The organism is Streptomyces sp. CB00316 (assembly GCF_001905595.1).
Lineage (GTDB): Bacteria > Actinomycetota > Actinomycetes > Streptomycetales > Streptomycetaceae > Streptomyces.
Window position 1 is genome coordinate 313910 of the sequence record NZ_LIXI01000003.1, and the last position, 19260, is coordinate 333169.

Annotated in this window: 15 protein-coding genes and 3 pseudogenes; 13 read left to right on the plus strand and 5 right to left on the minus strand. The window is 71.2% G+C overall.

All coding sequences use genetic code 11. The annotated features are described in order from the left end of the window. Complete coding sequence (locus tag AMK21_RS09545) at nucleotides 1-789, plus strand: phosphatase PAP2 family protein (RefSeq protein ID WP_073876191.1); 789 nt, start codon at nucleotides 1-3, stop codon at nucleotides 787-789. A 19-nt stretch (nucleotides 790-808) separates the two neighbouring features. Here AMK21_RS09545 and AMK21_RS09550 read toward each other — a convergent pair whose 3' ends face one another. After that, entirely contained in the window at nucleotides 809-1390 is a 582-nt protein-coding gene (locus AMK21_RS09550; protein ID WP_073876193.1) for a TetR/AcrR family transcriptional regulator, read from the minus strand. A gap of 198 nt (nucleotides 1391-1588) precedes the next feature. Between AMK21_RS09550 and AMK21_RS09555 the strand changes: the two are divergent. The 4 genes and pseudogenes from AMK21_RS09555 to AMK21_RS09570 all read left to right on the plus strand — a co-directional run bounded on the left by AMK21_RS09555 (nucleotide 1589) and on the right by AMK21_RS09570 (nucleotide 6434). After that, nucleotides 1589-2166 (plus strand): annotated as a pseudogene (locus tag AMK21_RS09555) (2Fe-2S iron-sulfur cluster-binding protein). After that, nucleotides 2163-3155 (plus strand): FAD binding domain-containing protein, encoded by a 993-nt coding sequence (locus AMK21_RS09560; protein ID WP_073876195.1) that lies wholly within the window; start codon nucleotides 2163-2165, stop codon nucleotides 3153-3155. The pseudogene AMK21_RS09555 and the gene AMK21_RS09560 overlap by 4 nt, the downstream one beginning before the upstream one ends. After that, on the plus strand, nucleotides 3152-5311 hold the full coding sequence (locus tag AMK21_RS09565) for a xanthine dehydrogenase family protein molybdopterin-binding subunit (RefSeq protein ID WP_073876197.1): 2160 nt from the start codon (nucleotides 3152-3154) through the stop codon (nucleotides 5309-5311). Before AMK21_RS09560 ends, AMK21_RS09565 begins: the two co-directional genes overlap by 4 nt. Beyond that, a complete protein-coding gene (locus AMK21_RS09570; RefSeq protein WP_073876199.1) occupies nucleotides 5304-6434 on the plus strand; it encodes an XdhC family protein in 1131 nt (376 codons plus the stop codon). Before AMK21_RS09565 ends, AMK21_RS09570 begins: the two co-directional genes overlap by 8 nt. 22 nt (nucleotides 6435-6456) lie before the next feature. Here AMK21_RS09570 and AMK21_RS09575 read toward each other — a convergent pair whose 3' ends face one another. Further along, nucleotides 6457-6729, minus strand: coding sequence for a DUF3253 domain-containing protein (locus AMK21_RS09575; protein WP_073876201.1), 273 nt, complete (start codon nucleotides 6727-6729; stop codon nucleotides 6457-6459). Between the two features lie 299 nt (nucleotides 6730-7028). Here AMK21_RS09575 and AMK21_RS09580 point away from each other — a divergent pair, with 299 nt between their 5' ends. Further along, nucleotides 7029-8360, plus strand: a complete 1332-nt coding sequence (locus AMK21_RS09580; RefSeq protein ID WP_107429902.1) for a hypothetical protein — start codon at nucleotides 7029-7031, stop codon at nucleotides 8358-8360. 219 nt (nucleotides 8361-8579) lie between these two features. Here the strand turns inward: AMK21_RS09580 and AMK21_RS09585 are convergent. The 3 genes and pseudogenes from AMK21_RS09585 to aztA all read right to left on the minus strand — a co-directional run. Next, nucleotides 8580-8957: pseudogene (locus tag AMK21_RS09585) on the minus strand (chloride channel protein); the annotation flags it as partial. 96 nt (nucleotides 8958-9053) lie between these two features. Then, nucleotides 9054-9522 (minus strand): annotated as a pseudogene (locus AMK21_RS33640) (IS110 family transposase); the annotation flags it as partial. Between the two features lie 269 nt (nucleotides 9523-9791). Continuing rightward, a complete protein-coding gene (gene aztA / locus AMK21_RS09605; RefSeq protein WP_073876205.1) occupies nucleotides 9792-10535 on the minus strand; it encodes a zinc ABC transporter ATP-binding protein AztA in 744 nt (247 codons plus the stop codon). A gap of 15 nt (nucleotides 10536-10550) precedes the next feature. Between aztA and aztB the strand changes: the two genes are divergently transcribed. The 7 genes from aztB to AMK21_RS09640 all read left to right on the plus strand — a co-directional run bounded on the left by aztB (nucleotide 10551) and on the right by AMK21_RS09640 (nucleotide 19235). Then, entirely contained in the window at nucleotides 10551-11414 is an 864-nt protein-coding gene (aztB, locus tag AMK21_RS09610) for a zinc ABC transporter permease AztB (RefSeq protein ID WP_073876207.1), read from the plus strand. A 19-nt stretch (nucleotides 11415-11433) separates the two neighbouring features. Further along, nucleotides 11434-12669: a hypothetical protein gene (locus tag AMK21_RS09615; RefSeq protein ID WP_073876209.1), complete on the plus strand. Its 1236-nt coding sequence runs from the start codon at nucleotides 11434-11436 to the stop codon at nucleotides 12667-12669. Further along, complete coding sequence (aztC, locus tag AMK21_RS09620) at nucleotides 12666-13643, plus strand: zinc ABC transporter substrate-binding protein AztC (protein WP_073876211.1); 978 nt, start codon at nucleotides 12666-12668, stop codon at nucleotides 13641-13643. Before AMK21_RS09615 ends, aztC begins: the two co-directional genes overlap by 4 nt. A gap of 90 nt (nucleotides 13644-13733) precedes the next feature. Beyond that, nucleotides 13734-14936 (plus strand): zinc metallochaperone AztD, encoded by a 1203-nt coding sequence (gene aztD, locus AMK21_RS09625; protein WP_073876213.1) that lies wholly within the window; start codon nucleotides 13734-13736, stop codon nucleotides 14934-14936. Between the two features lie 249 nt (nucleotides 14937-15185). Continuing rightward, a complete protein-coding gene (locus AMK21_RS09630) occupies nucleotides 15186-16688 on the plus strand; it encodes a Y4yA family PLP-dependent enzyme (RefSeq protein ID WP_073876215.1) in 1503 nt (500 codons plus the stop codon). Next, nucleotides 16678-18015, plus strand: a complete 1338-nt coding sequence (locus AMK21_RS09635; RefSeq protein WP_073876217.1) for a pyridoxal-phosphate dependent enzyme — start codon at nucleotides 16678-16680, stop codon at nucleotides 18013-18015. Before AMK21_RS09630 ends, AMK21_RS09635 begins: the two co-directional genes overlap by 11 nt. Beyond that, nucleotides 18012-19235, plus strand: coding sequence for an aminotransferase class V-fold PLP-dependent enzyme (locus tag AMK21_RS09640; protein WP_073876219.1), 1224 nt, complete (start codon nucleotides 18012-18014; stop codon nucleotides 19233-19235). The genes AMK21_RS09635 and AMK21_RS09640 overlap by 4 nt, the downstream gene beginning before the upstream one ends. Nucleotides 19236-19260 lie beyond the last annotated feature (25 nt).

A 19260-nucleotide genomic window follows, 5' to 3' on the forward strand; every position in this document is an offset into this window, starting at 1 on the left:
ATGCCGACACGCGCCACCACCCCGCACACCCAGGAGCAGCGCACCCGCCGCGCCGACCGCCGGTTCGGCATCCGCCTGTTGGGAGCCGCGGCCGCCACGGCCGCCGCCGCGGTCCCCTTCGCTCTGCTGCTCGTCCTCGTCGAGGCGAGCTGGCCCCCACTGCGGCGCGTCGACGCGGGGGCGGCCCGCCGCCTGCACGAGGTCGCCCTCGAACACCCGGCGTGGACCGGCACGCTGCGGATCCTGTCCGACTGGGTGTGGGACCCGGCGACCCTGCGTATCGCCGTCGCGCTGCTCACGCTCTGGCTCCTGCACCGGCGGGCCTGGCGCCTCGCGGCCTGGGCGGCGGTGACGGCGACCGGCGGAGCGCTGACAGGCGTGCTCGTCAAGGTGGTCGTGGAGCGGGCGAGGCCGTCGCTGGAGGATCCGGTCGCGCGGGCACCCGGCTACTCCTTCCCCTCCGGGCACGCGATGACGGCGACCACCTCGTTCGCCGTCCTGCTCCTGGTGCTGCTGCCGATGGTCCCGCGCGCCTGGCGTGCGCTCTGCTGGGGTGTGGCGGGGGTGTCGGTCCTGGGCGTGGGCTTCACCCGGATCGCGCTCGGAGTGCACTGGTTCAGCGACGTCATCGGCGGCTGGCTGCTGGGCGCCGCCGTGGTGGTCCTGACCGGCTGGGCCTTCGAGGCCTGGCGAGCGGATTCCGGCCGCCGGACCGGCGTGGCCGAGGGCCTGGAACCCGAGCTCACCGACGACGACCCGGAGCCGCCGGTACCGTCCCGCCACGGGTGAGTCCCCGAAACCGTACCGCTCAGCGGCCGGGCGCCCCCGCGCGCAGCCCGTCCATCACGAAGCCCAGCAGCCGGGCGGCCCGTGGCTGCCAGTCCTCCTGCGGGTCGAGCTGCCAGAGGCCGGCGATGGCCAGGAAGAAGTCGTCCGCCGTCACCCCCGCGCGGATGGTGCCGGCCTCCTCGTTGGCGCGGAGCAGCGTTCCGGCTGCCTCCAGCACCGGGGCGGGGCCGGGCTTGGCCGGGCCGCCCGGGGCGCTGGTGACCAGCCGGATGGCGTCCGCCAGGCCGGCCTTGGTCATGGCGAACCCGGCGAGCCGGTCCATCCACTCGCGCAGGGCGGCTTCGGGTTCACGGTTGCTCAGCAACTCAGCTGCTGCGTCAGCCACTTGCTGCATCTCGTAGCGGTAGATCTCCAGGACGAGCGCTTCACGGTGCGGGAAGTTGCGGTAGAAGGTGCCCTGCCCGACGCCGGCCTTCTTGGCGATCGTGCTCAGCGGGACGTCCGGGCGCACCGTCAGTTCGGCCATGGCGACGCGCAGGATGCGCTCGCGGTTGCGCACCGCGTCCGAACGCGCGGGCGCGTCCTTCCTCGGCTGGGACACGCGTCCTCCTCCACGGGTTCGTGGCCGAATCCCGTCCTTGTTAAGCGGACAGCTGTCCGTTACGTTGAATGATGAAGCGGACAGTGGTCCGGTTAGGGCCACCTTAGCGCGGCCCGCCACCTGTAGGCACCCGGTGGCGGCTCCCGGACCGCTGCCGCACGCCGATCTCCTGTCACCGGACACCGAAGAAGGCTGATCATGGCCCCAGCACCCCCGTCGACCTCGAGCGCCATCATCCTGAACATCAACGGCGAGAAGCGCCACCTGTCCGTCGACCACCGCACCACACTGCTCGACGCCCTGCGCGAGCGCCTAGACCTCACCGGCACCAAGAAGGGCTGCGACAGGGGCAGTGCGGGGCCTGCACCGTCCTGCTCGACCGACGCCGCCAAGTCGCCTGCCTCACCCTCGCCGTCGCGGCCGAGGGGCGTGAGATCACCACCATCGAAGGCGTCGCCGACGGCGACGAGCTGCACCCCGTCCAGCAGGCATTCCTCGACCTCGACGGCTACCAGTGCGGCTACTGCACGCCCGGCCAGATCTGCTCGGCCATCGCGGTCATCGAGGAGCACGCGGCCGGCTGGCCGAGCGCCGCCACCGACGACGTACGCCCCGAGGCGGCACCACCACCGCTGACGCCCGACGAGATCCGCGAACGGATGAGCGGCAACCTGTGCCGCTGCGGCGCGTACGTCTCGATCGTCCAGGCCGTCTCCCGTGGTGCCCAGGCTCACGTGGAGTCCCGTACGACAGCAGCCGAGGAGGCCCCCGCGTGAAGGAGTTCGACTACCGGCGCGCCCACGACGTCACCGGCGCGGTCGCTCTGCTCGCGGCCGACCCGGACGCACGGTTCCTCGCCGGCGGCACCAACCTCGTCGACCTGATGAAGACCGGCGTCGAACGGCCCGGCCTGCTCATCGACGTGACAGAACTCCCCCTGGAACAAGTCGAGTCCACCGCGGACGGTGGTCTGCGTATCGGAGCGACCGTCACCAACAGCGACCTCGCCGCCCACCCCGAAGTCCGCCGCCGGTACCCGGCGTTGACGCAGGCGATCCTGGCCGGCGCCTCCGGGCAGCTGCGCAACATGGCCACCGTCGGCGGCAACCTGCTCCAGCGCACGCGCTGCGGCTACTTCTCCGACGTGAGCGGGCCCTGCAACAAGCGCGTCCCGGGCAGCGGTTGCCCGGCCGTCACCGGTGAGCACCACGACCACGCGGTCCTCGGCGCCTCCGGCCACTGCGTGGCCGTGCACCCCTCCGACATGGGCGTGGCCCTGACGGCGTTCGACGCCCAGGTCGCGTACGAGACCCTCGACGGGCCGGGCGAGATGCCGCTCACCGGCCTCTACCTCCCCGTCGGTGACACCCCGCACCGGGAAACCGCCCTGCCGCCCGGCGCGTTGATCACGCACATCACCCTCCCCGGGGCGCCCGTCGCCGCCCGCTCCCGCTATCGCAAGGTGCGTGAAAGGGCCTCGTACGCCTTCGCCATCGGCTCCGTCGCCGCCGCGCTCGACGTCGAGGACGGACGTGTACGCGAAGTCCGGCTCGCGCTCGGGGCCGTCGCCTCCCGGCCTTGGCGCGCCCGCGCGGCCGAAGCCGTCCTGACCGGCGCACCGGCCACCGGCGAGACCTTCGCCGCCGCCGCGGACGCCGAACTCGCCGCCGCCAGGCCGCTGCCCGACAACGAGTACAAGGTGACCCTCATGCGCAACCTGGTGGTCTCGCTCCTGACCGAACTGGCCGAAGGGGACGCCCGATGACCACGCCAACGCCGGGCCCCAGGGCGCTGCGCGCCGTCGGCACCGCCCGCACCCGCGTCGAGGGCCGCGACAAGGTCACCGGCGCCGCGCGCTACGCGGGCGAGATTCCCTTCGCCGACCTGGCCCACGGCTGGCTGGTGCTCTCCACGACCACGCGCGGACGCATCCGTACGATCGACACCGCCCCGGTCCTCTCCATGCCGGGCGTCCTCGCCGTGCTCCACCACGCCAACGCCCCACGCCTGAACACCGATTACGTCGGCATGCTCGGCACCCCGCCGGACCCGACCGCCGCCGTCTTCCAGGACGGCGAGGTGCCCTTCGCCGGCTGGCCGGTCGCGCTGGTCGTCGCCGAGACTCCCGAACAGGCCAGGGAGGCCGCCGAGGCGCTGGAGGTGGCGTACGACGAGGCGCCGCACGCCACCGTGCTGATCGCCGACGACCCCGCCGCCTACGCTGCCGCAGGTCACATGCCCGCGGAGACGGAGAAGGGCGACCTGGAGGCCGAACTCGCGTGCTCCGCCGTCGTGCTGGACGAGGAGTACACAACTCCCGAGGAACAGCACAGCATGATGGAGCCGCACGCGGCGACCGCGATGTGGGACGGCGGCCGGCTGGAGGTCGTCGACTCCAACCAGGGCGCCGGTTGGGTCCAGTCCGAGCTGGCCGCGATGTTCTCTCTCGACGCGTCCGCGGTGCGGGTGCGATCCGAACACATCGGCGGCGGCTTCGGCAGCAAGGGCCTCCGCGCCCACCAGGTGTCCGCCGTCATGGCCGCCACTGCCTTGCAGCGGCCTGTACGCGTGGTCATGACGAGGCGCCAGACCTTTTCGCTGGCCGGTTACCGCAGCCCCACCACCCAGCGGGTCAGACTCGGCGCGGACCCCGACGGCAGGCTCCGCGCCCTGGAGCACCGCTCGCTCAACCAGACCTCGACCGTGTACGAGTTCGTGGAGCCGAGCGCGGGCGTCGCCCGGGTGATGTACGACGCCGACGCCCACCGTACGGCCAACCACGTCGTACGGCTCGACGTGCCGTCCCCGACCTGGATGCGGGCGCCCGGCGAGGCGCCGGGGTCGTTCGCGATCGAGTCGGCCATCGACGAACTCGCCGTACGCGCCGGTATCGACCCGGTCGATCTCCGCCTGCGCAACGAGCCCGAGGCCGGCCCTGTCTCCGGCCTCCCCTTCAGCACCCACAACCTGGCCGACTGCCTCCGCGAGGGTGCCCGCCGCTTCGGCTGGTCGGACCGCGACCCGCGTCCCGGCGTCCGCCGCGACGGCCGCTGGCTGCTGGGCACCGGTATGGCGGCAGCCTCCTTCGGCGCCGGAGCCATGCCCTCCACGGCCCTGCTCACGGCGGAGGTGGACGGCTCCTACACCGTACGGATCGCCGCCGCCGACATCGGCACCGGCGCCCGTACCGCGCTCACCCTGATCGCCGCCGACGCCCTGGAGACCACGCCCGAACGCGTCCGGGTCCGCATCGGCGACAGCGACTTCGGCCCCGCGATGATCGCCGGCGGATCCATGGGGACCCGCTCCTGGGCCTGGGCGATCACGGCGGCCGCCGCCGAACTGAGGGAGCGGCTCGCGGCGGCCCCGGACCTCCCGCCGGAGGGGATCACCGTACGCTCCGACACCACCGAGGCCCTCGGCGCCCTCACACAGAAGGAACGGCACGCCTTCGGCGCCCAGTTCGCGGAGGTCGCCGTGGACACCGCCACCGGCGAGGTCCGGGTCCGCCGCATGCTGGGCATCTTCGCCGCGGGCCGGATCGTCAACCCGCTGACCGCCCGCAACCAGCTGGTCGGCGGGATGACTTGGGGCATCTCCATGGCCCTTCACGAGGAAGCGGTCCGCGACCGGAACACCGGCCGCCACTACGCTCCCGACCTCGCCGGCTACCACGTGGCCACGCACGCCGACATCCCGGACATCGAGGCGGACTGGGTGGAGGACCACGACCCTGACGACCCGGTCGGCATCAAGGGCGTCGGGGAGATCGGCATCGTGGGCGCGGCGGCGGCCGTCGCCAACGCGGTCTGGCACGCCACCGGCGTACGTCACCGGCACCTGCCGATCCGCCCGGGCCGCATCCTCACCACATCGGCATCGGCGCCGTTGTCCGCGGGCGGGGGAGCGGCGGATGCTTGACATCGCCGACGCGCTGCACCGCTGGGCGGCCGAGGGCCGGGAGTTCGCGGTCGCCACCGTCGTCTCCGTCGACGGCAGCGCCCCGCGCGGTCCCGGTGCCGCGCTGGCGGTCGACAGCGAGGGCACGGCCATCGGCTCGGTCTCCGGCGGATGTGTGGAGGGCGCGGTCTACGAACTGTGCCGACAGGCCCTTCAGGACGGCAGGTCCGTCCGCGAGCGCTTCGGCTACAGCGACGAGGACGCCTTCGCGGTAGGCCTGACCTGTGGCGGGGTCGTCGACATCCTGGTCACACCGGTCCGTGCGGACGCTCGGGAACGGGCGGTACTGGCGGCCGCACTGTCCGCCGCCACCTACGGAGAGGCGGCGGCCCTCGCCCGGGTGGTACACGGCCCGGCGCAGCTGCTCGGGCGGGCCCTGCTGGTCCGCCCCGACGGCAGCCACGAGGGCGGGCTCGGCGGCCCCGACGACCTGGACCGTACGGCAGCGGCCGAGGCCCGGGCGCTCCTGCACGCCGGCCGGACCGGCACCGTCACCCTCTCCGAGGACGGCTCGCACTGCCCCGGCGGGCTCATCCTGCTCGTCGAGTGCAGCGTGGAGCCGCCCCGCATGATCGTGTTCGGGGCAGTCGACTTCGCCGCGGCCCTGGTGCGGGTCGGCAAGTTCCTGGGCCACCACGTCACGGTGTGCGACGCCCGGCCGGTCTTCGCCACCCGGGCCCGCTTCCCCGAGGCGGACGAGGTCGTCGTCGACTGGCCGCACCGCTATCTGCGCGAGACCCGGACCGACAGGCGCACGGTGCTGTGCGTCCTCACCCACGAAGCCCGGTTCGACGTACCGCTGCTCACGGAGGCGCTGCGGAGGCCCGTCGCGTTCATCGGCGCGATGGGGTCGCGCCGGACCCACGAGGACCGGCTGCGGCGGCTGCGCGAGGCGGGGCTGGACGAGGGCGAGCTGGCGCGCCTGCGGTCACCCGTCGGCCTGGACCTCGGGGCCCGTACGCCCGAGGAGACGGCCCTGTCCATCGCCGCGGAGATCGTCGCGGCCCGGCGCGGCGGGACGGGCCTGCCGCTGACCGGCGGGGCGGAGCCCATCCACCGGGACCTGGCGCGGGCGGCGGCCTGAGGGCTACCCGGGCCGGTCGGTCTCAGCGCAGGCGCCGAATGCGGACCGGCCCGTGCGCCTCGTCCGGATCGATGGGCCGGCCACCCTGGGTGATCTCCACCTCGCCGGCCGCCACGAGCCGCCCCGCTGCCCGGCGGGCCGGCTCCATGAGTGCGCGCCAGCCGTCGTCGTCCCCGTCGTAGACCGCTCGCGCGGCGTCGGACGGGCAAATCGTCGCGGTGGGCGCGCGTCCGTTCAGCAATTCCAGGATGGCGTGTTCGAGCCGCTGTTCGTTCTGCTGCCCGGTTTCGGTCATGCGGTGATTGTCCCATTCGCTGAGAAACGTCGCGCGCGGAGCGCCCGGGCAGTCTCCGCAAGGCACGGGTACCGCTCCGTACCCCATCTCCGCCGAGACCGAGCGGCGGTGCGTGCGCATGCTCGCCGACCTCTTCCACGCGCCGGGTGCAACGCCGGGGTGACGGACACCGGGCTCGGCCGATTGCCGCGGATCCGACCACCGTTACGGGAACGGTCCTCACGACCGCCCGGCACGCTGTTCACCCGCCTGGTTCGCCCGGGTCGCGGGCCGTGCACCGCCTCGGTTTGCTGGTGGCCATGGGCGACGGCGGACGGCTCCCGGCCGAGAGGCGCAGCGAGCTGGACGAACTGCGCCGGCGGGTGAACGTCCTGGAGGGCGCGGGACCGTCGGGGCCCCCGAGAGGTCGTCTGCTCCGCTCGTTCGCTTCGGTCCTGCTCGTCCTTTTCGCCGCACTGCTGGCGATGCTGTCCGTCGTCGCCGTGTGGGCGAACAGCGTCGTGCAGGACACGGACCGCTACGTCGCCACCGTCGGACCGCTGGCGAGCGATCCCGATGTGCAGGGGGCGGTCACCGACCGCGTCACCGACGTCGTACTGGCGCATGTCGACGTGGACGCGCTCGTCAAGCAACTGACGGACGCCGCCGCGGAGCAGGGCGTCCCACCGCGGTTGGCCGCACTGCTCGGCGATCTGGACGGTCCGATCTCGGACGGTCTCGAACGGTTGGTCAGGAACGCGGTGGAGCAGGCGGTCACCAGCGGTGCCTTCGAAGCGGTCTGGGTGGACGCCAACCGCAGGGCCCATTGGGCGATGGACAAGGCCCTGACGGGGCGATCCGACACCGCGGTCGAGCTGAAGGACGATGAGGTGGTCATCGACCTCGGCCCGGTTGTCGCCCAGGTGAAAGACCGGCTGGTCGAGGCCGGTTTCTCGCCCGCCGCGAAGATCCCGACCGTACACACGGACTTCGTGGTGTTCGCGTCGGAGGACGTCGGCAAGGTCAGGACGTCCATGAGAGTGCTGCAGATCCTCGGCGGCTGGCTGCCCGTCATCACGCTGCTGATTGCGGCGGCCGGAGTGTACTCGGCGTTCCACCGGCGGTACGCGGTCGTCGGGGCCGGGCTGGCCGTCTTCGCCGCCATGGTCGTTCTCGGAATCGGTCTCACCGTCGCCCGCGACGTCTATCTGGACCACCTGCCTCCCGGGGCGTCCCAGGCCGCGGCGGGAACCGTGTACGACGCCCTGGTGAAGTTCCTGCGAGCCGGTGTGCGGGCGCTCGCGGCGACCGCCCTCTTCACTGCCGCCGGTGCCTTCCTCTGCGGCTCGTCCCGCATCGCCGTCCTCACGCGCACCGCCTGCCGGAGGGGCATCGGCGCCTTGCGCGACGTGGCGACATCGGCAGGACTCCGCCTCGGAGCGGTGGGTCAATTCGTGCATCGTTTCAAGCGCTGGATCGGGGCGGTCATCCTGTTGATCGCCGCCGTGGTCCTGTTCACCTGGAGCTACCCGACGACGGCGGTCGTGGTGTGGACGCTGGTGATCGTCTTGGTGGGCCTGGCGATCCGCGAATTCCTGGACGACGGTCCCGCACCGCCCGCCGGCTCCCGGACCCGTTCCGTCACCCACTGACTCCCGAGTTCGTACCTGCCGAGGTGGGGACCTCGACGGGCCTTGCCGCGGACCCCTCCACCCTCACGCACCCCTATTCCGGGCCCTTCTGCGCCGCCTGCGCCTTCCCGGGCGGGCGGCGGGTTTTCAGGCGCGGTCCGGCGGGGAGCAGTTCGGCGGTGGCGAAGGAGGTCACCGCCGCCAGGACCACCACCGGAATCGTCTCGGAGTTGCCGAGCCCCCGGCGTCCAGGCGTGGGGGAGCGGTGGGGAAGCTGACGGAGAGGCTGCCGGTTTCCAGGCCGGTCCAGCGCCCGAAGCCGGTGAACACCACGGCTCCGACGCCGCTGGACAGCAGGGCGGGGAGCATGACGACGAACAGCCGCGGTCCGCCCACGCCCGCCATTTCGATCAGGAGGACGGCGGCAATGAGTGGGTTGCCGAAGATGGCGGCGATGACTGCCGCCGCACCGGCCGCGCCCAGCAGCGCGGTGCTCTGCGGGGTGGCCGGGGCGCGGACGAAGTGCCGGAAGAGCAGGGCCAGGCCGCCGCCCAGTGCGATCAGGGGCGCCTCGGGGCCGAGGACGGCGCCGAGCGGCAGGCTCGCGACCGCGGCGACGGGGGTCTCCCTCTTCGCGCGCGTACAGGAAGTAGGTGGCCGAGAACAGCAGCAGGAACAGCGGAACCGCGGTGCTCAGGGCCTCGACGGCACGGAGCCGCGGGCTCGGCAGCGGTCGTAGCAGGTGCGGGAGACGGGGTCGTGGAGGGCTGCGAACGCGGAGCGGAACATCGCTCGTTTCCGTTGACGGTTGCCGCCTGTGGGTGCGTGCTCGCCGTGGATCGACGTGCCGGACTGCCGGGTTGCCGGGGCGGGGCGGGCGTAGGAGTCCAGGTGGGCGGCGGTGGGAAGGCTGCTGCCGTCGCCGACGGCGGGCGGCGTCCGCAACGACCACGGCGTCCTTCGCGTCGGTCTTGGCCTCGCCGGGGTAGGGGTCGGCGATCCGGCGCATCGCCAGTCCCGGGCACGTAGGCGACCTGGCAGCCGGCGTCCCGGGCCACGGTCAGCGGGAGGGCGCCGATGAAGGCGGGCTGGTCCACACCCACCAGGTGCCGAACGTGGCCGTGAGCTTGTCGAAGACAGCCCGCAGCTTCGTTTCGCTGTTCGGCAGCTGCTTGTCGAACACCCCAGACCGAGGATGAGAAGGGGAGACGAGGGACTGGACGCCCATGGCTGCCTTGGTCCAGGAGGCCAGGGGCATCACGTCGGTGGGGCTGAAGGCGGTGGCGTCGGTGAACGCGAGGTAGAGGTAGTCGATGTAGCGGGGGTGCCCATCGGCGCTCGCCATCTCGGGGTTGAGCTGCTGAGGGAAGGCGAGCGCGAGGGTGCGGGGAGGGCTCTACGCACCGCTCGGCCATGCCGGCACGGCCGTCGCGGTTGCGTGTGCCGGGCTCCTCAGAGCGTCTGCCAGATCCGCGTCAGTGACGACGTGGTGAGGACCTGGTCCGGGCGCCCCTGTCCGGCGAGGCGGCCGTCCCGGAGCAGGAGGCAGGCGTCCGCCGCGCGGGCCACCTCGAGGTCGTGGGTGGCCTGGACGATCGTCACCCCGTCGGCGACGAGCGCCGTCAGCAGTGCCCCGATCCGGCCCCTCGCCTCCGGGTCCAGTCCGGTGGTCGGCTCGTCGAGGAGCAGTAGGTCCGACTCCTGAGCCAGACCCTGGGCGATGAGCGCGCGTTGCCGCTGCCCGCCCGAGAGCTCGCCCAGTTGGCGTGAGGCGAGGTCGCCGATGCCGAGCCGGTCGAGCATCGCGTCCACGGCCGCGTGGTCCCGTGCGGTCAGCCGCCGCCACGGACCACGCTCGCCCCAGCGTCCCATCTCCACGGTCTGCCGAACGGTGAGCGGAAGAGTGTCGCCGACCGCTCCGCGCTGCGGTACGAAGGCTGGCGGCCGGTCACCGGAGCGCAGGAGATCGCCGGATGTCGGCTTGATCACACCGGCGAGTACGCCGAGCAGGGTCGACTTGCCGCTGCCGTTCGGGCCGACGAGTGCCGTCGTTGTCAACTCTGCTATTTCTCCGCTGACTTGATGAAGTACTGGTCGCCCTGGATAGCCGGCACACAGCTCCGAGAAGCGGAGGGAGGTGTTCCGTTTGACGGGTGGCGCGGGTGAGGGGTGCAGTGTGTTGAACATGATTTTCATTGTAGTGTCCGAGGCATGGAATGGTTGACGGTCCCGTTCGAGGTGACCTTCGTGCAGCGGGCCCTGTGGGGCGGGATGCTGGTATCCGCTATCTGTGCGCTGGCGGGCACCTGGGTGGTGCTGAGGGGGATGGCCTTCCTCGGTGACGCCATGTCCCACGGGCTGCTGCCGGGGGTCGCGGTCGCCGCGCTCCTCGGGGGCAATCTGATGGTGGGCGCGGTGGTCAGCGCCGCCGTCATGACGGCAGGCGTCACCGCGCTGGGCCGTACGCCGAGGCTGTCGCAGGACACCGGCATCGGGCTGCTGTTCGTCGGCATGCTCTCGCTCGGCGTGATCATCGTGTCGCGCTCGCAGTCCTTCGCGGTCGACCTGACCGGATTCCTCTTCGGGGACGTCCTCGCGGTCAGGCAACAGGATCTCCTCGTGCTCGCGGCGGCGTTGCTCGCGGCGCTGGCAGTGTCGTTCCTCGGTCACCGTGCCTTCCTGGCCCTTGCGTTCGACTCGCGCAAGGCCCACACCCTGGGGCTGCGGCCGCGCCTGGCCCACGCTGTGCTCCTCGGCCTGCTCGGCCTGGCGATCGTCGCCTCGTTCCACATCGTGGGAACACTGCTCGTCCTCGGACTGCTCATCGCGCCGCCGGCGGCCGCTCTGCCCTGGGCTCGCTCCGTGCGCGGGGTCATGGTGCTCGCCGCCCTGCTCGGCACCCTGGCCACGTTCGGCGGCCTGCTGCTGTCCTGGCATCTGAGCACCGCAGCCGGCGCGACTGTCGCGGCCCTCGCGGTGGGTCTGTTCTTCCTCTCCCACGTGCTGTCCGGCCTGCGTGAACGCCGTAAGCGCCAGGTTCACTCCCCGGCGGCACCCCTGCTCGAAGCCAACTGAAAGAAGCCAGGCGATCAACATGAGCGTCCGCAGAAACGTCACTCCGTGGGCATCGGCCGCACTGGTACTCACCGCGCTGCTCACCACGAGCTGCGCGGGTGAGGAGCCCAACGCCGGGCGATCCGGGGCGAATCCCCCGTCCGCCACTCCGCACGGGTACGTCGAGGGAGCGAAGGAGGCCGCCGAGCAGCAGTCCCGGCTCCTCCTGAACGACCCCGACAGCGGGAACACCAGAGTTCTCGACCTCGTCACCGGCAAGGTGCACAGGACGGCTCAGGTGAAGGGCACCGTGCGGCTGGGTATGGACGGCAGGTTCGGCTACCTCCAAGCGGCCGACGGCACCCATGTGCTCGACAGCGGCGCGTGGATGGTGGATCACGGGGACCACGTCCACTACTACAGTGCGCCGACGCGGGACGTGGGTGAGCTTCCAGCGGGCAGCCAAGCGCAGATACGCGGTGATGTCGCCGTGGCCGCGGTGACCGATGAGAACGGCCGCACCGTCCTCTACGACCGCAGCAAGTTGGAGAAGGGGCAGATCGCGATTTCTCGGACGCTGCGCGGCACTTACACCGGCGCCGTCGTGCCGTACGGGGAACACCTGCTCGCCTTCGCGAACAAGGGCGGCACCACGGAACTCGTCGTCCTCGGCCGCAAGGGTGAACGTGTGGCTTCCCCGGACGTGACGTGCGAAGCCCCCCGGGGAGACGCGGTCACCCGGCGCGGCGTGATTCTCGGCTGCGCCGACGGCGCTCTGCTCGTGCGTGCGCAGGACGGTGCCTTCACTGCCGAGGAGATCCCGTACGGGAAGCACGTCCCGGAGCGGGAGCGCGCCACTTCCTTCCGTCATCGTCCCGGCAGCGACACCCTCACCGCCCCGGCCGGAGACGACGCCGTCTGGGTCCTCGACGTCGCCGAGCGGACCTGGAAGCGGGTGGAGACCGGACCCGTCGTCGCGGTCAACACGGCCGGCGAGGGCTCCCCGCTGCTCGTTCTGGAGACCGACGGCTCGGTACACGGCTATGACATCGCGACCGGAAAGCAGACCGCACGGACCAAGCCGCTGCTGACAGCGGGGAAACGGGGCGACTCCGACGGCAGCACCCCCGTCATCGAGGTCGACCGCAGCCGCGCCTACGTCAACGACCCCGAGGGCAAGAAGGTGTTCGAGATCGACTACAACGACGGCCTGCGCATCGCGCGCGCCTTCGACCTGGACGTCAAGCCGGTCCTCATGGTGGAGACCGGACGATGAGCCGAACCGAGGTGAACCACCGCGGGCGGGTGGGCACCGCTCGCCCGCGTCACCTGGTGGCGGGCCTGCTCGCCCTCCTGACAGCCGTGACCGCCACCGCCTGCACCACCGGCGACGACCGGCCCAGCATCGTCGTCACGACCAACATCCTCGGCGACGTCACCCGCGAGATCGTCGGCGACGAGGCCGACGTCACCGTCCTGATGAAGCCCAACGCCGACCCGCACTCCTTCGGGCTGTCGGCGGTACAGGCCGCCGAGCTGGAACAGGCCGATCTGGTCGTCTACAACGGCCTGGGCCTGGAGGAGAACGTCCTGCGGCACGTGGACGCCGCCCGCGAGTCCGGTGTCGCCACCTTCGCGGCCGGTGAGGCGGCCGACCCGCTCACCTTCCACACCGCCGACGACGGCGGCCCCGAGGGCGAGGAAGGACAGCCCGACCCGCATTTCTGGACAGACCCCGACCGGATGCACAAGGTCACCGGCCTGATAGCCGACCAGGTCATCGAGCACGTCGACAGCGTGGACCCCGGCACGATAAGGGCCAACGCCGACCGCTACGCGAAGCAACTCACCGACCTCACCTCCTGGATGGAGAAGTCCATCGGCCGAGTCCCCGCGGACCAGCGGGCCCTGGTCACCAACCACCACGTCTTCGGCTACCTCGCCGACCGCTTCGGCTTCGAGGTGATCGGCGCGGTCATCCCCAGCGGCACCACCCTGGCCTCACCCAGTTCCTCGGACCTGCGCTCCCTCACCGAGGCGATGGAGGGGGCAGGGGTACGCACCGTCTTCGCCGACTCCTCGCAGCCCAAACGGCTCGCTGAGGTGCTGCGAACGGAGATGGGCGGCGGGGTCCGTGTCGTCGAACTCCACTCGGAGTCCCTCACCGCCAAGGGCGCGGGCGCCGACACCTACCTGCGGATGATGCGCGCCAACACCACCGCCATGGTCACCGGCCTCACCAGCGCCTGACCTTCCGATCCTCCCGGCACACCCGTCCAACGGGTGCCGGCTCGTCGTACCCCCATGCCGCCACCGCGCGGTGCAGAAAGGAACAAACCCATGAACAAGTCGATACGCGGCAGAGCCCTCACAGGCACCGCACTGGCCCTGGCCACCGCCACGGTCCTGACCGCCTGCGGCGGAGAGACCTCCTCCTCCATCGACACCAAGTCCGACAAAACCGCCGACGCCACGCCCGCGGTGGCGGTCAAGGAGCCGCTGGTCGCCACCTTCGACGGCGGCCTGTACATCCTCGACGGCGAGAGCCTGAAGCTCGCCAAGACCATTGACCTGCCTGGCTTCAACCGGGTCAATCCCGCAGGTGACAAGGACCACGTCATGGTCTCCACAGACAGCGGATTCCGCGTCCTGGACGCCACGGACCAGTCCATGACCGATATCGAGTACAAGGGCGCCAAGCCGGGCCACGTGGTCCGCCACGCCGCGAAGACCGTGCTCTTCACCGACGGCACCGGAGAGGTCAACGTCTTCGACCCCACCGCACTGAGCAGCGGCAAGAAGCCGGCAGGACGCACCTACACCTCCGCCGAGGCGCACCACGGTGTCGCCATCGAGCTGGCCGACGGCAAACTCGTGAGCACTCTGGGTACCGAGGAGAAGCGCACCGGCGCGCTGGTGCTGGACCGGAACAACAAGGAGATCGCGCGCAGCGAGGACTGCCCCGGTGTCCACGGCGAGGCCGCCGCGAAGAACGAAGCCGTCGGCGTCGGCTGTGAGGACGGCATCCTGATCTACAAGGACGGCACGTTCACCAAGATTGACTCTCCCGACGACTACGGACGCATCGGCAACCAGGCCGGCAGCGACGCCTCGCCCGTTCTGCTGGGCGACTACAAGACCGACCCCGACGCCGAGCTGGAACGCCCCACCCGCGTCTCCCTCATCGACACCGAGAAGAAGAAGCTGCGCCTGGTGGACCTGGGCACCAGCTACTCCTTCCGCTCGCTGGCACGCGGCCCGCACGGAGAGGCCCTGGTCCTCGGAACCGACGGCGCCATCCACGTCATCGACCCGGACACCGGCAAGATCGAGAAGAAGATCCCCGTCGTGGGCGACTGGCAGGAGCCGCTGGACTGGCAGCAGGCCCGGCCCACCTTGTTCGTGCGCGGGCACGTCGCGTATGTCTCCGAGCCCGGCAAGAAGGCCCTGCACGCCATCGACGTGGAGACGGAGAAGAAGATCACCTCGGTCACCCTGCCGAAGAGCACCAACGAGCTGTCGGGCGTCGTCGCCGGACACTGACCCCACCGACCGCGCTTGTGCCCTCGCCGCCACGGATCGGCGCCGCGGCGGCGAGGGCACACGCCGACCCTGCCGGAACTGACAAACAGCCCCGGCAGCCGGCTCGACCGCAGCCTCAGCACTCTCTCCTGAGCGCGGGACTTCGCTCCGGGAACCGGCCGGTGACGCTTAGGAGCGGTTGTACCTGGAAACGACTACTCCCGAGCGATCGCCGTTTCGGTGGTCGGCCGACACCGGGAGAGGTCTTACGTGGACGCGCCCCTATATCTGAGGCCCAGGGTGGAGCCGCCGCTCGCCGGACTGCTGACGGACCGGCACTTCCTGCACTCGCTCGTCGACGCGCTGGGTTCGCCGCTCAACGTGCTGCTCCCCGAGGCCGTGGCCGACAACGTTGCCCGCTTTCGTGCCGTCTACGGCCGTCACCATCTCTCCGGGCGCGTGTACTTCGCGCACAAGGCGAATCGTTCCAGCGCCCTGCTGCGGCGGCTGGCGGCGGAGGACCCGGCTACCGTCGGTGTCGACGTCGCCTCCGTGGCGGAGCTGAGGCACGCACTGGGTTGCGGCTTCACGGGCGACCGCATCATGGCCACCGGTCCCAAGGACGCCGCGTTCCTCTGGCTGGCGGCCCGCGTCGGAGCGACCGTCAACCTGGACTCGCCCGGCGAACTGGAACGGCTCTCCGGCCTGGTGCGCGCGCACGGGCTCGCCCGGGTCGCCGTGCTGGTGCGCCTGTCGGGGTTCGAGTACGCCTCCGGCCGCGAGGGAGTAGGCACCCGACTGCTCTCCCGGCGCAGTCGTTTCGGCACTCCGGTACGGGACGCGGAGGCACTGCTGTCGGCGCTCGAACGCAACACGGACACAGTGGAGTTCGTCGGCGCCGCTTACCACCTGGATACCACCGGCGTCGAGGAGAAGGCGCGGGCGCTGGAGCAGTGCGTGCTGTTCATGGACGAATGCCGGGCACGGGGACTCGCACCGCGCGCTCTCGACATCGGAGGCGGATTCGGCGTCGGCTACGTCGCCGAGGCGGAGGAATGGGAGCGGTGGACCACCGCGCTGACCGAGGCGGTGCTCGGTGTCCGCCCGCCGTTGACCTGGCGCGGTCACGGATACGGGCTGCGCAACGAGGGCGGCACGGTGCGCGGTGCCGCCGCCCTGTACCCCGCGCACCGCCCCACCGCAGGCCCCGGCTACCTCGACGAGCTGCTCTCCCTGCCCGCGCCGGTGCTGGGCCGCCCACCCGCCACCCTCCTGCTGGAGCACCTCCACGACCTGTACATCGAACCGGGGCGCTCTCTCGTCGACCAGTGCGGACTGTCGCTCGCACGCGTGCTGGACGTACGCCCCGTGGACACGGACTCCGGACACCACCTGGTGCACCTCGCCATGAACGCGGGCGACATGAGCCTGGAGGAGCACGGCGTCCTGGTGGACCCCGTCCTGCTGCCACGGGGTGAAGCCGCGGCCGGTGACGGGGAGCCGGCCGGTGTCTACCTGACGGGCAACCTCTGCCTGGAAGGTGACCTCATCACTCGCCGTTCGGTCCATCTTCCCCGACTGCCGCGGGCCGGGGACCTGCTGGCCTTCGTCAACACCGCCGGGTACGCCATGGACTTCCACGCCCACCGCGCGCAGCGGCAGCCGGTCGCGCGGACGGTCGCGGTGGAGCGGCGGGGCGAATCCTGGAACTGGTGCCCGGACGAGGACTACTGGCCGATCACACCCGTGGGGGAGCAGCCGGATGAGGTATGACAGCATCACCGAGGCCATAGGCAACACGCCTCTGGTGCGCATAGATCCCGCCGTGCACGGACTGCGCAACATCGATCTCTACGCCAAACTGGAGATGCTCAACCCGTTCGGTTCCGTCAAGGACCGGCCCGCGTGGCACATGGCCCGGCCTCACCTGGAGGCTGCCACCGCCGGTGACGGGACGGTGGTGGAGCTTTCCAGCGGCAACACCGCCAAGGCGCTGGCCCTGTTGGCCGGTATGCACGGCGTGAGGTTCAAGAGCGTCACCAACCGCATGCGCGTACCCGAGATCAAGGAACTCCTGCTGCTCATCGGTGCCGAGATCGAGGAACTTCCCGGGCGCAGCGAGTGCCTCGATCCGACCGACACGGACGACCCGCTGACGCACTTCCACCAGGCGCTCTCGGACCCGGGGAGCACATATCTGCACACCGACCAGTACTTCAACCCCCGCAACGTCGAGGCCCACGCGGAGGGCACCGGCCCCGAGATCGTGAAGGATCTCGACGGCCGGGTGCCGGACTGGTTCATCGCCTGCGTGGGTACGGCCGGTTCGTCGACCGGTGTCGCCAGGGTTCTGCGCGAGCACGACCCGCGCGTGCGGGTCCTCGGCCTGGTCGCCCACAAATCGGACTTCATACCGGGCATCCGCACCATCGACGAGGTCCACCAGGTCGGCCTGTTCGACCCGGCCACCTACGACACCATCGAGTCTGTCACCTCGGACGAGGCCATCGACGGAATGATCACCCTGATCCGCCGCTGCGGACTGCTGAGCGGACCGACCGGCGGCGCCGCCTACCAAGGGGCGGTTCGGCAACTGCGCTACGCCGACGACGAGCTGGACGGGACGGGGCAGCGTCGTACGGCGGTGTTCATCGTGTGCGACCGGGCCGAGAGCTATCTCAGCTATGTGCGTCAGCGGCGCCCGGAACTCCTGGGCCGAACGGCCCGCGGGCGGTCCGCGGCGGCCGTCACCGACGCCGAGGCCCGTGCGGAGGCTCGCGTCATCGGGGTGGACGAGGCCCGGCGCTGGTCTGCCGAGGGCGATCCTCGTCCACTCGTCGTCGACCTGCGCAGCCCGCACGCCTACGCCGCCCTGCACATCGAGGGCTCGCTCAACATCGTCGACGAGGTGTTCGAGGACCTGCTCCGTGGCGGGCTCCCCTTCAGCAAGCGCACTCCCGTACTGCTCGCCTGCCCCGTCGGCGAGAAATCACTGCGTTACGCTGCCGCGCTGACGCGGATGGGCCACCCGGACGTCCGGAGTCTGACCGGCGGAATCGTCGCCTGGCGGGACGCGGGCGCACCGCTGGTGCGCGAATGAGCCCGGCCGGCCCCCTTCCTTCCCCAGAGCCCGAGAGCCCGCTCTGGCAGCGGGAAGCGAGGCAACAGTTCCCCATCGTCACCGCCCACCCGGAGCTGGCATACCTCGACAGCGCTGCCACGTCCCAGAAGCCACTTGCCGTGCTGGAGGCCGTTCAGACCTACCTCACGACGTCGAACGCCAACGCCGGCCGCGGCACCTACCCCTGGGCCAACCGGACGACGGAACTGGTGGAGTCGACCCGCGAACGGGTCAAGGAGTTCCTCCATGACCCCGAACCGGGCCGCACCGGCGTCCACTTCACCAGTGGCACCACCGAGGGCCTGCGGACCGTCGCCCGCGACTGGCTCGTGCCGTACCTCACCGACGGGGACGAGATCCTCGTGCCGTACGCCGACCACCGGGCCAACCTGGACCCCTGGCTAGAGGCCCGGCGACTGCTGGCCGAGCGCGGCGTCCAGGTCCGCGTGCGGGCGCTGCCGTACCAAGCGGGCTCCGGAGACTACGACCATCTGGCCCTGCACCGGGCCGTGGGCCCGCGGACCCGCTTCGTGGCCGCCACCCACGTCCACCATGTCTACGGCGGCGACATGAACGTGCACCGTATCCGTGAAGCGGTCGGCCCGGACGTGGCCATCTGCCTGGACGCGGCGCAGAGCGTCGGCCACCTGCCCGTCCATCTCGACGCCCCGTCCCTCGACGTGGACTTCGTCGTCTTCTCGGGGCACAAGGCGATGGCTCTGCCAGGCTCGGGGGTGGTCTGGGCGCGCAATACGCGAGGGCCGGCGTTCCGGCCGGAGGGCTGGCAGGGCACGCCGAACACCGCGGGCATCGTCTCGCTGCGGGCCGCTCTCGACTGGCTCGACACGATCGGACCGGAGCGCGTCGCACACTGGACGACGATGCTCTCCACCCGGTTGACGGACCGGCTCGGGCACCTGGGGCCGTACGAGGTCGTCGGCTGTCAGGCGAGCCTGTCCGCCGACTCCGCCCTGCCCGCCGAGCAGCGCCGACGCGGCATCGTCACCTTCCGGCACCGCGACATCCCCTCCGACGATCTCGGGTTCATTCTCTACAGCCACGGCTTCATGGTGCGGGCCGACAACCTGTGCCAGGCCGGCTCCGACGGCCGGGACGCTTCGGTGCGCGTGAGCCTGCACGTGTACAACACGGTGGAGGAGATCGACCGGCTGCTGGCCGTCCTCGCGTCGTTGGCATGAAAGGCAATTGATAATCGTTATCATC

Excerpts from the sequence above, each read along its gene's own strand:
- AMK21_RS09545 (WP_073876191.1), top strand. The coding sequence starts at position 1 with ATGCCGACACGCGCCACCACCCCGCACACCCAGGAGCAGCGCACCCGC.
- AMK21_RS09565 (WP_073876197.1), top strand. The coding sequence starts at position 3,152 with ATGACCACGCCAACGCCGGGCCCCAGGGCGCTGCGCGCCGTCGGCACC.
- AMK21_RS09570 (WP_073876199.1), top strand. The coding sequence starts at position 5,304 with ATGCTTGACATCGCCGACGCGCTGCACCGCTGGGCGGCCGAGGGCCGG.
- AMK21_RS09575 (WP_073876201.1), bottom strand. The coding sequence starts at position 6,729 with ATGACCGAAACCGGGCAGCAGAACGAACAGCGGCTCGAACACGCCATC.
- AMK21_RS09580 (WP_107429902.1), top strand. The coding sequence starts at position 7,029 with ATGGGCGACGGCGGACGGCTCCCGGCCGAGAGGCGCAGCGAGCTGGAC.
- aztA (WP_073876205.1), bottom strand. The coding sequence starts at position 10,535 with ATGAAAATCATGTTCAACACACTGCACCCCTCACCCGCGCCACCCGTC.
- aztB (WP_073876207.1), top strand. The coding sequence starts at position 10,551 with ATGGAATGGTTGACGGTCCCGTTCGAGGTGACCTTCGTGCAGCGGGCC.
- AMK21_RS09615 (WP_073876209.1), top strand. The coding sequence starts at position 11,434 with ATGAGCGTCCGCAGAAACGTCACTCCGTGGGCATCGGCCGCACTGGTA.
- aztC (WP_073876211.1), top strand. The coding sequence starts at position 12,666 with ATGAGCCGAACCGAGGTGAACCACCGCGGGCGGGTGGGCACCGCTCGC.
- aztD (WP_073876213.1), top strand. The coding sequence starts at position 13,734 with ATGAACAAGTCGATACGCGGCAGAGCCCTCACAGGCACCGCACTGGCC.
- AMK21_RS09635 (WP_073876217.1), top strand. The coding sequence starts at position 16,678 with ATGAGGTATGACAGCATCACCGAGGCCATAGGCAACACGCCTCTGGTG.
- AMK21_RS09640 (WP_073876219.1), top strand. The coding sequence starts at position 18,012 with ATGAGCCCGGCCGGCCCCCTTCCTTCCCCAGAGCCCGAGAGCCCGCTC.